The sequence below is a fragment of the Leptospira brenneri genome (assembly GCF_002812125.1).
Taxonomy (GTDB): domain Bacteria; phylum Spirochaetota; class Leptospiria; order Leptospirales; family Leptospiraceae; genus Leptospira_A; species Leptospira_A brenneri.
In genome coordinates, this window is sequence record NZ_NPDQ01000004.1 from 303,826 (window position 1) to 318,332 (window position 14,507).

A 14,507-nucleotide genomic window follows, 5' to 3' on the forward strand; every position below is an offset into this window, starting at 1 on the left:
AAACTATTCTTTTTCCCAAACCATAAACCGAAAACCAGCAATGACTTCATCAGATACTTTTTTGTAATATTTTGATTTTATCTCAAACTTGGTATTGATCCATTCATTATAAAATTCTTCCGTAGAATTATCATCTTTAGGTGGCTTAAAGTTATAGAAAAAAACTTGGAACTTATTAATTCCAGCATTTAAAAATTTTAATTCTAACGCACTAAACTCTTTTTGAGAATTTGTAATCCAATGTGGTTTCTTTAAAAAAGAATCGGAAACTAGTAATAAATCGAATGTACTTAAATGGACAACGGGTGCATCAGGAAGATTATCCAATTTGGATTGGAAAATATCATGATATCTCTTAACATAATCGATAGTTTTAAAGTTTCTTCTAACGTGGTAAAATCCAAACCCAACCTGTAACAGAATCAGTAGCATTACTATACTCTTATCCGTTCTTTGGATAGTCCCTCCAAGTAAGGATATCCCAAAGATACAAAAAAGAAGATATGAGAATTCAGTAAAACGTAATCCTAAATACAATCCACCTGATGAATATGGACTTAACAGCACGACAAGGAAAAAAGACACAAGATTCACATATAAAATTAACTTCTGCAGATATGTTAATTTTAACTTAAGAATCGAATAGAAGACCAAAAGAATCAGAGGGAAACAATAAAATACAAAACCGATACGATCGGTATTTCCAAAAAAGAACTCTGAAACCAAATGGAAACGATGGCTTAAATTCAATCTTGAAAAATCATCAAAGCTAACACGGCTACGAACCCCAAAGATTTCTTGAAACTCAAAATAGTTATAGAATCCAAAGAGAATCAGGGCGAAGACCAAGCCAAAAACCAATGGAAGATATTTTTTTAAGAAAACAAATAAGGACGTTCTATTACGAAAGAAAACAAATACTCCTAAGACTCCGATAAAAAATATTGATTCAGAGCGAAGAAAAACCGAAACTCCTCCAAAAAGTCCAAAGAAAAATAAAAGCGGTGTGGTAAGCTTTTCGTTTCTCTCTAACAGGAAAACAGCATAAAAGAAAGAAAGCAGTAATAGCTGCGAAGGAATGCTTTCCGAAAATTCAATCGCACTGGAAATTCCGTAACCAACTAAGTATAAAATGCCACCTAAACCTAATATTTTCGTTTCTTGAATTCCAAAAACATAAAATAAACAAAGAATAACTGAAAAACTCAGAATCAAATAGAGAAGAAGAATCACCCCATTAAAAAATCTATATGGAATCGGAAGGAGAGAAAAAGACTGAGAAAAAAAACTAGGATATTGAAATACACAATCCTTCTCTCCATTCTCTTTTTCTGTAAAGTAAGTCCACGGATAGCGAAAGGGATAAAATCTGTAATTTTCATCAAACTCTTTGTATTTGGAATAACACTGATGAGAACCTAGACCATTTACCTTATATTCGATAGTTTGATAGAGCTTAATCTGAGAATCAGATTGAATCAGAGGACTTAAACCACTATCCCAACCTACCCTCTTATAAAACAAATATCCAATAAAAAAAACTAAAACAAAAATAATAAAATTTTTATTAGTGAATGTTTCCAAAGATCTTTCAATCCAATAGAGGACTTTATTCATTTGTTCTTTTCCAAAAGAAGACCTTTAAAATGTGCCAAAGAATGTTCCGATTGAATTTTATATTGAATTGGTTGTAGTTCAAAATTGATATCAAACTTTTTTTTCCAAATTTCAACAGGGAACTCCGCATTTACTAAATGGTTCCCTTCCCAGAATAAATATAAAATTCGTTTTTCCTGGCTTTCTAAAACTGATTCTACGGTTTTCCAATCATCATTTGAATAAATTGTTACTTGAGGATACTTTGTGTAACTATTTCCAATCAAATAGGATAAGGATAAACCTCGCTGCACAATTAAATCAGGTTTTAATGAATCAATCTCTGACATAACTTCATGGTATAACTTAGCAGAAGATGACCACTGTTTGATTGCTCTGAGATCTGATTTATATGAGAAATACAAAAAAGGAAGTAATATGAAATAATATAATTTGGAATCTAATTTTTCTAAAGACAAAACAAATCCAATCATTAAGAGATAAAGGCCACTTTCATAATATCTCATTCCAAATATATCAACACCCGCACGGTAAGGAGAAATGATGGGAAGTAAAAAAATAAAGAAAATACCAGCTAATAAAAATTGCAAAACTTCTGGCCTTCTTTCCCGCCAAATTACAAAAATACCGAAACCAAGTATAGGATAACCTTTAAAAATACCTATTTTAAAATCACTACCCCATAAGTCAGCCATCCATTCTGCAAAAAGGTGTCGGTTCATATTTCCTGATTCAATATCAGAAACAGTATTTAAACCTCTCATTCCCAGAAAGTGGCCATAAACATCGTAATTCCAAATGAAAAAGAAAACCTGTAGACCAATACAAAGTAGAATATACGGAACTAAACTCCTTGTCAGTTTCAGATAGTTTTTTCCAAGGATAAATGCTAATCCTAAAAAGATAATTAATGCAATCGAGGATTCTGGCCTAAGTTGAAAATTAAAGGTGATTGCAACCGCAAGAAGAATTCCATAACGAAAATGTTGAGTTTCTTTAAACTCTATAAATGAAAATATCGCAGCAAGAAAAAAGAAATTAGTTAATGTTAATTCAGAATAATCAAGAGAAGAAAGAAATATAGGCGTTAATGAATGAATCAAAATTGAGGAAAGAAGAATCCAAAATCGATTACTTAAAAACTTTCCTAATATCAGATCAAGAAGGCAAAAATTCAAAAAGAAAAAAAGAATCGGAATATAGGTTATCCATTTCTTTGAAACTATCGTTAGAATTATCTTTTGAATCCAAACGAACAAAGTTGGATATTGAAATACACAATTTCCATTTTTTAGGATAAATGCCCAAGGATATCCAAACGGAATCATAGAAATATCAAATCCTAAATCTTTCGCAGGGAAGTAACACTCTTCTGCAGAACCACCTTCAAGGCTATTTATGACTTGATAATACTTTATTTCAGGATCACTCGAAACAAAAACAGAACTATCATTCCACTTCCATCGATAAAAAACAGGAATCAAAACAATTAAAAAATAAATACCAAGCCTGCGGGAGAAGCTCATACTTAGTCTCTTTTTATAATATGCGCAGTTACAGCAAATAACGAAAATACGAGTAATGTTAAACTCAAAGACGATGCGAATATCAACTCACGTTCCAGGTTGATAAAAACAAAACCGCCTGATTGCCACCGAATAAATAACCATACCAAACTAATGATTATGATTAAAAACCCACCCATTAAACTGAAAAATAATTTGTCTTCTTCTAGAGCAAGTATACGCTCATATGTTTTAGATATTTTTGCCTGTTTCGTTGCAATGAGTAAACCGGTTCCCCATAAATTTAAACCAAGAACCGAGAGAAAGGAAAACAATACCATAGAATGAAGTCCGTAGAAATTTGCTCCAAAAAGTGTGATCACTTTTCCAACAAAAACGGAAACAAAAAGTTGTGACCAAGCCAAAAGAAAAATAAAAAGTCCTGTTCTTTCAAATAAATGTGAACCATAAAATAGAATCCTTAATAAATGCCTCATACCATCACGCCAAGTACGAAGATGAGGAATTCTACCTGCTTTATCAGGATATAATGAAACAGGAACATGATACATAGAAGATTCATTGATTAAAGCTTTAATCAAAAGCTCCGAAGCAAATTCCATACCTTTACTTTTCACATTCCACTTTAGATAACTTTCTTTTTTGAAACATCTGAATCCAGAATTAGAATCTCGAATCTTTGTTTTCTTGGCATAAAGTAAATTTATAATCCAGTTGATTACGGGAGTTCCTAAGTATCGGTGTAAAAATGGCATAGCGCCATCGTGTATTTTTCCATCAAGACGCGATCCAATCACCATATCAGAATCGGTTTCAATTAATTTCGCAATAAGCGCTGGTGATTCCAAAAAATCATATGTATCATCGGCATCAGCAAACACAATGATTTCACCTTTCGCTTTTCGGATACCTGTATCAAGTGCAGACCCATAACCCTTTTCAGTAGCGGAAGCAACATTTGCGCCAAATTTCTTTGCAATACTTACGGATTTATCTTTACTTCCATTGTCTGAAACTAGTATCTCGATTTCATATAAAGCCTTATATTCCTTCTGAACATTTACAAGCTTTTTTAAAACAAAAGGTAATGTTTTTTCCTCATTCAAACAAGGAATAACAAAAGTAACAGATTTCTTCTTTTTCATAAAAAGTCCCGAGTATAAATTCCGAAAGGATCTTTTGCAGATAGTAAATAACGACTTAGTAAAATCTCGTTATCCATATTTTTTTGTTTAAGAGCATAAGCCATTAAATTAGCAAAACAAAGCTCCTGACGAGGCATAGTTTCAAAACATTGCGTAAGCAAACTAGGCTCCGCATTTGTCCCATTGGCCAAAGCTAGTTCTAGAAAAAAATATCGCTCACCCAAAAACTGAACTTTCCAATTCTTTATTAAATCAAAATTTCTCCCTTCATGTTTTCTACTATTAGGATTGTCTTTCGCCTGAAATTCGTAAAAGGTAGAGAGTTGAACATCTTTATGAAATCGAAAAATGGATTGTTCAACAAAGCTAAAACGTAAAGAAAACAAAAGAAGAAGGAGAAACGAAAAAAACAAAAATGCTTTTGTTAAAGGATTTCCAATTGGCGTCTCAGTAACCTGTTCAACCTTAATCAACTTACTCGCACTGACGAAAAGCATAGCCAAAAAAAAGACATTCGCTATTTCTAAACTACTGAAATCTAGAATTTCGTGGATTAACCAAATCAATAGAATAAGAAATAACAATCTATCTTTTGGCAAATAATCAGAATATTTTTTAACAAACTGAACAATAAAAAAAACAAGGAAACAAAGAAAAATTAAAACACCAATGATGCCAATAGAACTTAACATTTGAAAATACAAATTATGCGCTAACGGGAAAGTATGAAAATGAATCATGTATTCTTTTACAAAATTAAAATCAACAAAAGACAAATATCTAACTTCCAAAAAAGGAATAATCTTTTCTGGATTAAAACCGAGTCCAAGGAGCGGTGCATTGGTAATTGTAGAAAAAAAGTGCAGTTTCCAAATTGAAAATCGAATTCCAATTGTACCTAAATCGAAGAGAGTTTTTTCAGAATATATCAGAAATGAAAGATATATTATAATTAGTGGAATCGACGAAATCCATAAAATTTTCCTTACAAAATTTGATCTTTGATTCAAAACGATGGTAAATGCAAAAAGACCTACTGATACAATAGATATTCTTGAAACAGAAATCATCAGCAAAAGGGAAGCAAAACCAATCACTCCCAAATAGAATAGATTTTTGATGCGACTACTGGAACTCATTGAATACACCGCAAGCCCCAGAACTAAAAACGAATTTGATCCAATAAGGCTAACAGGAATTAAAAATAGATCCTCACGATAATTATTAAGTTTAAAATTAGGCTCTAACAACATTTTGATTACAAGAATCAAAGCATTAATGAGAAAAACCAAAAGAAGACCATCAACAATTACTTGTTTCATTTTATCTTTCCAATTTCTCGCAAAAGAAATAAAAAGCAAAACTTCAAATAACAAAAGAACACGAATCAAAGCAAAATCATCATACCAGTCTCTAATGATCCAATAAATAAAAACAAAGGTAGAAAGAAATAGAAACCAGGTGAACCTTTCAAAAACAGACTCTTGGTGCCGAACAATTAGAGCCAGTGCAAACCCAATTGGGATAACCGGATAACTCATAAAATTCGAAGTTACAAAACAAGGAAGTACGGCTAAAACACTTCCGAAAGTAAGAAATTCTTTTTCTGGATATTTAAAATGGGTATAAAGCAGAACAATTGCCCAAAAAAACATGGTCAACTTAATGGCAAGTTTCTCCGGTAAAAGTTGGATCGGATCATATTCCGCCAATTTAAAAAATACAAAATTGGATAGTAGTATGACAAAGAGGAGATGAAAGAATGAGACAAAAGAATATTTCTTTTTTCTTACATTCCAAAAGAAATACAAAGCAAAAACAAAAAGTCCGAGACCTATAGCATCATTTCTAAAAAACTTTTGGTTCGTTTCTCCAAAAAAAAGACTTAGCAGTACAAAAAAGAAAAAGAAATCAAATAGGAGAAGAGAAAATCGATGCATTTTAAAGCCAGTTGGCAGTTTTTGGAATGTATTTCTCTGGCATAGAGTTATGAAAGAAACTCTTTTTACTCACGAAAAGATTGAAGTACAAAATATGACGTAAAGCTGCAACTCCGTCTTTCCACGTAATTTTTTTTCCTTCTAAATAATTTCTTGGATAATAAGAAATGGGAAACTCTTGCACTCTAATTTTAAGCCGAGCTAATTTTGCAGTAATCTCAGGTTCAAAACCAAATCTTTTTGATTCCAAATTAATATTCTGTACTATCTCAGCTTTAAATGCTTTATAACAGGTTTCCATATCAGTCAGATAAAGCCCACTTAAAAAATTAGAAAGAATTGTGAGGATTCGATTGATCAAGTAATGAAAGGTCCTATGAACCTGGCGACCGTCTTTTTTAAATCGGGAACCGAACACAACATCCGCTTTTCCTTTAGCGATCGGCTCAATCAACATATGAATTTCGTCCATATCGTATTCAAAATCAGCATCTTGCACAATGATGATATTTCCTGTTGCCCCGGCAATCCCTCTATGGAGAGCAGCTCCCTTCCCTTGGTTCTTTTCTTGAATTAGGATTTTATACTCAGAACGAAAACGAAATCTCTTTAGAATTTCTAAAGAATTATCTCGAGAGGCATCATCGATAAACACAAGTTCCTTTTTGGTTGGTAATTGAAGAGAATCAACCTTTGCTAAAAACTCCTCCAAATGGGAGGACTCGTTATAAATAGGAATGATTAGGGAAGTTTTATTTGTCTTCTCTGAACTTATGAGATTACGTCTAGCGACCATAGTTAGTATCTAGGAATTATACTGATAAATGAAAGTCAAGCGGTAAAAGGAAATCCTTGATATCACCTATGGCTATTTATTTCTATACTTCCGGAGACCCATAAACCCATGAATGATGGTAAGAAATAAGGCATAAAATGTAGGTAATTTTTCACGGTTTTTTAACATTCTAAAATGTGCTAACATCACTTTTTTCTTGTTAGATGTCGCTGCCCCTCGCCTGACTCGGTACCGAGCCAAAATTTCAGAACTAGCGTAAGCAAGTTTCCCATCTCTAAGTATATCAAGCCAAAGTGCATAATCATCTCGCAAACTTTTCAAACTTGGGTCAAAATATTTCTTTCCCACGCTTGGTACATGGTAAATCGCAGTGAGTAAACCCACTCGATTGTAATGTAACAAATTCCGGTAAGAATATTTCTCTGATTTTACCAAAAAAGGTTCACAAAACTCAAATCCATTTTCATCAATGATTCGGTAGGAAGCAAAGGAAAAAGCAGAATGATTTTTTTCCATAAAGGGGATCATAACTTCTAAAAAATTAGGTTCCCATAAATCATCCGCATCCAAAAAAGCAATAAACTCACCCTTTGCTAACTGAATTCCAGTATTTCTAGTGTCTGCTGATCCAGAATTCTTCTCTTTAGCAATAAACTGTATCCGCGAGTCCGAAGCAGCGATTTCTGCAGCTAACTTCGCAGTATCGTCTTTGGAACAGTCATCGACAAGAAGCAATTCCCAATCCTTATAATTTTGTCTTTTTAGTGAATTCACAGATTCCTCTAGATAAGGAACTGCATTATAAGCAGGCATGATAACAGAAACTTTGGGCATAAAATTAACTACACTTTAAAGGGATTATTATTATTTAAAGAAAAATACAAGATAAAAGGGAAAAGAGTATCTAGGACCTAATTTAATTTAGTTAAAAACTAACTACCCTTCTTGACCTCTTCCACTAATTGATGTAACCTTTCTCTCCAGTGGACATTCATAAAATTAAAATTTTCTCTAAACTTCTTTTTACTTAAAACACTATAAGAAGGACGCCTTGCATCTGTTGGATAGTCCTCTGTCGCAATAGGTATAACATGACAATTATAACCAAATTTATTCACGATCTCATAGGCAAAGTCATACCAACTTGCTATTCCTTCGTTTGAAAAATGAAATATCCCAGATTGTTTAGAGTTTGCTGCAAGTAAACAAACCTTTGCTAAGTCACCTGCCCAGGTTGGTGTTCCAATTTGATCATCAATCACTTTAAGGTTTTCTCTTTCTTTAGCCAATCGGTGAATCGTATTAAAGAAGTTTTTTCCAAATTTAGAATAAACCCATGAAGTCCGAATAATGATAGAATCAGGATTCATATCCAGAATCTCGTCCTCACCTAAGGATTTTGTTTTACCATAGACAGATATTGGATTTTTGAAATCAGCTTCCTGATAAGGCCTAGAATGATTACCGTCGAAAACAAAATCAGTTGAAACATGAACGAATTTTGCACCTACGGATTTAGCATAACTTGCCAACTTCTTCGGAGCTTCAACATTGACGAACCGCGCATTCAGCTCATCTTTTTCAGCCAAATCGACAGCCGTATAAGCAGCACCATTAATAATAGCAAATAAATCAGGGAAAAGAGTTTTAGAAAAAAAATTTTGAATGCTCGTTTCCGACGATAAATCTAAAACTGATCGATCTACAAATTCGAAACTGTATTCTGTTTCTGCCAGAGAAAGCAGGCTAAGTTCATTACCCAATTGACCAGTCGAACCAGTAACAAGAATTCTTTTCATATGGTATATCTCAAATACTAATAAATTGTTTCATTTAGGATTCGAATCAAATACTGCCCGTACCCATTTTTCTTGAGTGGTTCAGCTAGTTTTTCCAACTCACCTCTGGATATATATCCTTTACGGTAGGCAATTTCTTCAGGGCAAGCAATCTTTAAACCTTGGCGCCTTTCAACTGTTTCTACGAAAGTGGATGCCTCTAAAAGAGATTCATGAGTTCCAGTATCAAGCCATGCGTAACCTCTTCCCATCAGCTGAACGTCTAAGATCCCTTTTTCTAAGTATATCTTATTTAAATCTGTGATTTCTAGCTCACCTCTTTTGGAGGGTTTTACTTGCTTTGCGTATTCAACTACATTCGCATCATAAAAATAAAGGCCAGTGACAGCATAACTACTTTTAGGTTTAGCAGGCTTTTCTTCAATAGAAACTGCTTTTCTATCTTTATCAAACTCAACAACTCCATACCGTTCAGGATCATTAACATGATATGCGAATACCGTTGCACCATTTTTTTTATGAACAGCAGCATTTAGCTGATCTTCCATTCCATGCCCAAAAAAAATATTATCTCCAAGAATGAGAGCAGCAGGTTCGCCTCCATTCAGAAATTTCTCTCCAATTAAAAAAGCTTGTGCTAATCCATCAGGTGAAGGCTGTACTTCAAATGTAAGCGAAATTCCCCACTGAGATCCATCACCTAACATCTCTTTAAATAGAGGTGTTGATTCTGGTGTTGAAATGATTAAAATTTCTTTTATTCCAGCCAGCATAAGCGTACTCAACGGATAATAAATCATTGGTTTGTCATATATTGGCAAAAGTTGTTTACTCACAACCTTTGTTACCGGATAGAGACGAGTCCCGGAACCTCCGGCCAAAATAATTCCTTTCATTAGGATTTTAATTCCTTATACTGTGATTCATAATATTTGTTATATTCTCCAGAAAGAATTTCTTCCCACCAAGACCTGTTTTCCAAAAACCAGTCAACGGTTTGTTCAATAGCCTCTTCGAATTTGTATTTTGGTTTCCAACCTAGTTCATTTTCGATTTTGGAAGGGTCAATCGCATAACGAAAATCATGACCAGGACGATCTTTTACAAATTGAATTAGCTTTTTATGAGGTGCACCCTTTGGATTTTTTTCATCCATTAACTCACAAATCTTGTGAACGATATCTAAATTATTTTTTTCGTTCCTTGTTCCAATATTGTAAGTTTCTCCAAACTTACCATCTCGCATAACCAAATCAATTGCTAGACAATGATCTTTTACAAATAACCAATCTCGAATATTTTCTCCGGTTCCATAAACGGGTAAAGGTTTACCTTGAAGACAATTGAGTATCATCAATGGAATTAGTTTTTCCGGAAAATGAAAAGGTCCATAATTATTAGAACAGTTTGTGGTAATTACTGGTAATCCGTAAGTATGAAAATAGGCACGAACTAAATGATCAGACCCGGCTTTCGAAGCAGAATATGGCGAATTGGGAGCATAAGGAGTTTTTTCTGTGAAGGCTCCATCTTCACCTAAAGATCCAAATACCTCATCGGTAGAAACATGAAGAAAGACCCTTAACCCATTTTGCGAATATAGTTTTCTTGCAAGTTCTAACATATAAAAGCTACCCATCAAATTTGTTTTTACAAATTCTTCAGGACCTAATATGGACCGATCGACGTGTGACTCTGCAGCAAAATGTGCAATCTCATTCACTTCGATATTTTGTAATTTTGAAAATACTTCAGACTTATCAGTTATATCGAGTTTTATAAATTCAAATCGAGGATCCCCTTTCCACTTATCTAAATTCTTTAAGTTTCCAGCATAAGTTAACTTATCAACAACTGTGACAGTCACATCTTGATTCGCCTCAAGAATCGTATGCACAAAATTGGAACCGATAAAACCAGCGCCACCGGTAACTAAAATTTTTCTTTGTTTCATACTTAAAAATATTTATAATCCTTTATATAGGAATTCTGCTGAAGATAAAAATTGGGCTTTTATAAATCCGAATTTTGATAGTCAATTCAGACAAACGGACTAACAAAGTCTTTCAACAATGGTAATATTCTATCCTTATCCGACAAAATACAAGTTTCTGAATTGATACCCCAATCAATACCAAGGGATGGATCGTTAAACAAAATTCCACCCTCTGATTCTTTTGAGTATTCATTCGTAACTTTATATAAAAATTCAGTATTATCTTCTAAAACGAGAAAACCATGAGCAAAACCAGAAGGAACCCAAAAAATTTCGTGATTTTTTTCAGTTAAGGTCACAGCAACATGTTGTCCATAAGTCTTCGAACTTTTCCTTATGTCCACAGCAACATCTAATACTGAACCTCGAACCACTCGCACCAACTTACCTTGGTCCATAGAGGGTGCTTGAAAATGCAAACCTCTTAAAACATTTTTATTAGATTTTGAATGATTATCCTGTTTGAATAAACTCGGAATACCAAACTCTGCGTATTGCGAAGCCTTAAATGATTCCAAGAAAAAACCACGATCATCTCCATGAACCGTTGGAAAAATTAATACCGGCCCAGAAATTGGAAAAACTTGAGTTTTCATATTTAATGTTCAATATCCGTCCTTTTACGAACGTTTCGGACAGAATCTTTTCCTTAGAGTGAGATGTCAATAGAAGAAAACAGAAGAGAATGTAGAATAAAAAGTTAACAATATTTGGTATTCAGATTACGAAACAGAAATAGAATGGATGTTATATTTATGGGACCGAAAATTTCTGTGTGTATGGCAACTTATAACGGTGAAAAGTATATTACAGAACAACTAAACTCAATTCTCACACAACTTTCTGAAAATGATGAAATTATCGTATCGGATGATTCTTCAACAGATGGTACTGTCAAAATATTGCAAGAGTTTGCAGCTAACGATCCAAGGATCAAACTCTTCTTGTATCAAACATTTAGAGACCCAATCCAAAACTTTCAAAATGCCTTAACCAAGGCCTCGGGTGATTTCATCTACTTATCTGATCAAGATGATATATGGCTTGAAAAGAAAGTAGAAACTGTTAACCAATTTCTACAAACATTTGACTTGGTTTTACATGATTCTATAGTTACCGACGAAAATTTAAATGTAACAGAACCTTCTTTTTTTAAAGTCTTTGGATCTAAAAAGGGCATACTAAAAAACGTAATTAAAAGTTCTTATTATGGTTCCTGTATGGCATTCAGAAGGAAAGTCTTAGATAATGCACTTCCCTTCCCCAAAACCAAAGAAATTGGCCAGGACTTATGGCTTGGCCTTGTCGCAGAGTTAACAGGAAAAGTCACTTTAATCGAAAAACCATTTATATATTACCGCCGACACCAAAATACATTTACCTTAAGAGGACTCGGGGGAACAAAACGAAACATTTTCCAAATCATCAAAGGAAGGCTTGTAATGTTCCTTGAACTAACAAAGTTTTGTTGGAAAAAGTTTTTCTCTACTTAAGTCTTGGTGAAATTTTGTTTTCAAAAAGTGTCAGAGCTGCATCAATTGTTTCATGCATGTCGAAGTATTTATAATCGCCGAGTCTGCCGCTAATAAATACATTGTTTAGCCCTTCAGCCTCTTTCCGATAATCCTTCACCAACTCCGTGTTCTTTTTGTCATTGATAGGATAATATGGATTTGATCCATCATCCAGTGATGAAAATTCCTTAATTGTTAATGTCGAATTTCCATAAGTGCGTTCTGGATGTAGATGCCTTGGCTCATGAATTCTAGTAAATGGAACAGTCTCTTCCGCATAATTCATAACAGAAGTTCCCTGAAAGTCATCATAAGGATGTGACTCTTTTTCAAAACGAAGGGTTCTATATTCTAGTTTGCCAAACTTATAATCAAAGTATTGATCAATTGGACCACTATAGATTAAGATTTTATCTGTTGGGATCTGATCTTTAATATCAAAAAAATTAGTATTCAAAACGGTAGTGATTAGAGGATTAGATAACATTTTTTCAAAAATTTTCCCATAACCGTCTTTAGGAATCCCTTGCCAACGACTATAATAATAGCTCTCATTATAGTTCTTTCTAATTGGTAGTCTATTTAATATAAATTCCGGTAAATCTTTTGGATCTTTATTCCATTGTTTTTTTGTATATCCTTTTATAAAAGCCTCATACAAAGGACGCCCAATCAAAGAAATTGCTTTTTCTTCAAAATTTGCCGGGGGATGATCAAATTTATCTTTTGCTTTTTCTTTTTCCAAAAAACCATCTACTTCGAAAGGTTTTAAGTTTAATCCATAATATTGATTGATTGTTTCCAAATTAATCGGCATTTGGTAGACTTTATTTTTAAAAGTAGTAAGAACTTGATGATAATAATTATTAAACTCAGTAAACTTTTGGATATAATCCCATACTTTTTGGTTTGATGTATGGAAGATATGAGTTCCATACGTATGAAACTCAATGCCGGTTTCTGGATCAATTTCAGAGTAACAGTTCCCACCGATATGACTTCTTTTTTCGATAACTAAAACAGGTTTTTTTAATTCAGAAGCAACTCTTTCGGCAATGACGGAACCAAAAAAACCCGATCCAACGATAACAGCAGAATATTTTGAAAAATCCATAAAGTATTATTTGAACTATAATAAGTTCAGCATCCCATTTTCAATTTATTTTTCTTAATTTACACAAAACACTTTACATAAGTTTGGTTAATCATTTTCAATAAAAGACGAAAGAACTGAATATCCAATGATAAAGCTAGAGAAGAAAAAAACCAAAATTTTGTTTAAGGAATTTCTATTAAAAATAATATTCCGAATACATCGCTTCAATCTATTCAAAACTTTATTTTTACAAGAAAATCCAGAGATATTCATCAACGAAAATTTCCACGAAAAACAAAATGAACGGTTGGTATTATTTTCTACCTTTAACATAAAAGGCAAAGTAACCAAAAACCTGAAATTCTATCTAAAAAATCTCTACGAACTTGGTTCCGATATCGTATTGGTAGATACATCCCCTATCTCACTTCCGCAAGAAATTGAATCAATCAAGCCGTATATAAAACATTACATTTGGCGGCAAAATATTGGATATGATTTTGGTTCCTGGAAGGTCGGATTACAAGAAACAAAAGGCTGGGAGGAATACAATCAAATCGTCGTAACAAACGACAGTATTTATGGGCCAATACATTCATTAAGACCAATTTTCGAAAAGTTTCAAACTACAGATTTTGATGTTTGGGGTTTAACCGATTCCTATGAATTTGAACATCATATCATGAGTTATTTTTTGGTATTCGAAAGCTCAGTAGTCAGATCAGAATCATTCAAAAGATTTTGGGACAGTCTCTGTTATTATCCCACACGGTTTAAAAAACTACTAATCCTTGCATACGAAGTCGGTGGAACAAAATACTGGGTTTCTAATGGATTTAAAGTTGGTTCTTATATAGAATATAAGAACCTAAATCCAAATATTAATCCAAGCTACTATATTAACCCTACGCACATATATTGGGATAAAATTATCAAAAACTATGCATTTCCATTTTTAAAACGCGACCTAGTGAAAGAATTAATTACAAAAGATTTAACCAACGAACTCGAAGTGCTTCTGGAAACTAACCAATATTATCGTTTAGAAAATATTGATTTAATCTCCAAATCATAGCGG

At 33.3% G+C, this 14,507-nt stretch carries 13 protein-coding genes; 2 read left to right on the forward strand and 11 right to left on the reverse strand.

Translation table 11 applies throughout. The annotated features are described in order from the left end of the window. Positions 1-3: 3 nt before the first annotated feature. The 10 genes from CH361_RS10625 to rfbC all read right to left on the reverse strand — a co-directional run bounded on the left by CH361_RS10625 (position 4) and on the right by rfbC (position 11,415). Positions 4-1,617, reverse strand: coding sequence for an LA_3751/LA_3752 family putative glycosyltransferase (locus tag CH361_RS10625; protein WP_100790783.1), 1,614 nt, complete (start codon positions 1,615-1,617; stop codon positions 4-6). Then, positions 1,614-3,143 carry an LA_3751/LA_3752 family putative glycosyltransferase gene (locus CH361_RS10630; protein WP_100790784.1) on the reverse strand — a complete coding sequence of 510 codons (1,530 nt, stop codon included), beginning with the start codon at positions 3,141-3,143 and terminating at the stop codon, positions 1,614-1,616. Before CH361_RS10630 ends, CH361_RS10625 begins: the two co-directional genes overlap by 4 nt. A 2-nt stretch (positions 3,144-3,145) precedes the next feature. Next, positions 3,146-4,288: a glycosyltransferase family 2 protein gene (locus tag CH361_RS10635; protein WP_100790785.1), complete on the reverse strand. Its 1,143-nt coding sequence runs from the start codon at positions 4,286-4,288 to the stop codon at positions 3,146-3,148. Beyond that, entirely contained in the window at positions 4,285-6,228 is a 1,944-nt protein-coding gene (locus CH361_RS10640) for an O-antigen ligase family protein (RefSeq protein ID WP_100790786.1), read from the reverse strand. Before CH361_RS10640 ends, CH361_RS10635 begins: the two co-directional genes overlap by 4 nt. 1 nt (position 6,229) lies before the next feature. Then, entirely contained in the window at positions 6,230-7,024 is a 795-nt protein-coding gene (locus CH361_RS10645; RefSeq protein WP_100790787.1) for a glycosyltransferase family 2 protein, read from the reverse strand. 72 nt (positions 7,025-7,096) lie between these two features. After that, entirely contained in the window at positions 7,097-7,858 is a 762-nt protein-coding gene (locus tag CH361_RS10650) for a glycosyltransferase family 2 protein (RefSeq protein WP_100790788.1), read from the reverse strand. A gap of 98 nt (positions 7,859-7,956) precedes the next feature. Beyond that, the gene (rfbD, locus tag CH361_RS10655; RefSeq protein WP_100790789.1) at positions 7,957-8,823 is read right to left on the reverse strand and encodes a dTDP-4-dehydrorhamnose reductase; all 867 of its coding nucleotides are present in this window, start codon (positions 8,821-8,823) and stop codon (positions 7,957-7,959) included. A gap of 17 nt (positions 8,824-8,840) precedes the next feature. After that, a complete protein-coding gene (gene rfbA, locus CH361_RS10660) occupies positions 8,841-9,719 on the reverse strand; it encodes a glucose-1-phosphate thymidylyltransferase RfbA (RefSeq protein WP_100790790.1) in 879 nt (292 codons plus the stop codon). Then, on the reverse strand, positions 9,719-10,777 hold the full coding sequence (rfbB, locus tag CH361_RS10665) for a dTDP-glucose 4,6-dehydratase (RefSeq protein ID WP_100790791.1): 1,059 nt from the start codon (positions 10,775-10,777) through the stop codon (positions 9,719-9,721). Before rfbB ends, rfbA begins: the two co-directional genes overlap by 1 nt. 86 nt (positions 10,778-10,863) lie before the next feature. Next, entirely contained in the window at positions 10,864-11,415 is a 552-nt protein-coding gene (gene rfbC / locus CH361_RS10670) for a dTDP-4-dehydrorhamnose 3,5-epimerase (protein ID WP_100790792.1), read from the reverse strand. A 159-nt stretch (positions 11,416-11,574) separates the two neighbouring features. Here rfbC and CH361_RS10675 point away from each other — a divergent pair, with 159 nt between their 5' ends. Continuing rightward, positions 11,575-12,312, forward strand: a complete 738-nt coding sequence (locus CH361_RS10675) for a glycosyltransferase family 2 protein (protein WP_279627937.1) — start codon at positions 11,575-11,577, stop codon at positions 12,310-12,312. Here CH361_RS10675 and glf read toward each other — a convergent pair. Then, the gene (glf, locus tag CH361_RS10680) at positions 12,305-13,447 is read right to left on the reverse strand and encodes a UDP-galactopyranose mutase (RefSeq protein ID WP_100790794.1); all 1,143 of its coding nucleotides are present in this window, start codon (positions 13,445-13,447) and stop codon (positions 12,305-12,307) included. The two genes, CH361_RS10675 and glf, sit on opposite strands and share 8 nt — an antisense overlap. 127 nt (positions 13,448-13,574) lie before the next feature. On the opposite strand from glf, the gene CH361_RS10685 reads away from it, so the two are divergent. Continuing rightward, a complete protein-coding gene (locus tag CH361_RS10685; RefSeq protein ID WP_100790795.1) occupies positions 13,575-14,504 on the forward strand; it encodes a rhamnan synthesis F family protein in 930 nt (309 codons plus the stop codon). Positions 14,505-14,507: the final 3 nt, after the last annotated feature.

Bases quoted from the DNA above. Each gene is read 5' to 3' on its own strand.
- CH361_RS10635 (WP_100790785.1), bottom strand. From the start codon at position 4,288: ATGAAAAAGAAGAAATCTGTTACTTTTGTTATTCCTTGTTTGAATGAG.
- CH361_RS10630 (WP_100790784.1), bottom strand. From the start codon at position 3,143: ATGAGCTTCTCCCGCAGGCTTGGTATTTATTTTTTAATTGTTTTGATT.
- CH361_RS10625 (WP_100790783.1), bottom strand. From the start codon at position 1,617: ATGAATAAAGTCCTCTATTGGATTGAAAGATCTTTGGAAACATTCACT.
- CH361_RS10650 (WP_100790788.1), bottom strand. From the start codon at position 7,858: ATGCCCAAAGTTTCTGTTATCATGCCTGCTTATAATGCAGTTCCTTAT.
- glf (WP_100790794.1), bottom strand. From the start codon at position 13,447: ATGGATTTTTCAAAATATTCTGCTGTTATCGTTGGATCGGGTTTTTTT.
- CH361_RS10685 (WP_100790795.1), top strand. From the start codon at position 13,575: ATGATAAAGCTAGAGAAGAAAAAAACCAAAATTTTGTTTAAGGAATTT.
- rfbC (WP_100790792.1), bottom strand. From the start codon at position 11,415: ATGAAAACTCAAGTTTTTCCAATTTCTGGGCCGGTATTAATTTTTCCA.
- rfbA (WP_100790790.1), bottom strand. From the start codon at position 9,719: ATGAAAGGAATTATTTTGGCCGGAGGTTCCGGGACTCGTCTCTATCCG.
- CH361_RS10645 (WP_100790787.1), bottom strand. From the start codon at position 7,024: ATGGTCGCTAGACGTAATCTCATAAGTTCAGAGAAGACAAATAAAACT.
- rfbB (WP_100790791.1), bottom strand. From the start codon at position 10,777: ATGAAACAAAGAAAAATTTTAGTTACCGGTGGCGCTGGTTTTATCGGT.
- rfbD (WP_100790789.1), bottom strand. From the start codon at position 8,823: ATGAAAAGAATTCTTGTTACTGGTTCGACTGGTCAATTGGGTAATGAA.
- CH361_RS10640 (WP_100790786.1), bottom strand. From the start codon at position 6,228: ATGCATCGATTTTCTCTTCTCCTATTTGATTTCTTTTTCTTTTTTGTA.
- CH361_RS10675 (WP_279627937.1), top strand. From the start codon at position 11,575: ATGGGACCGAAAATTTCTGTGTGTATGGCAACTTATAACGGTGAAAAG.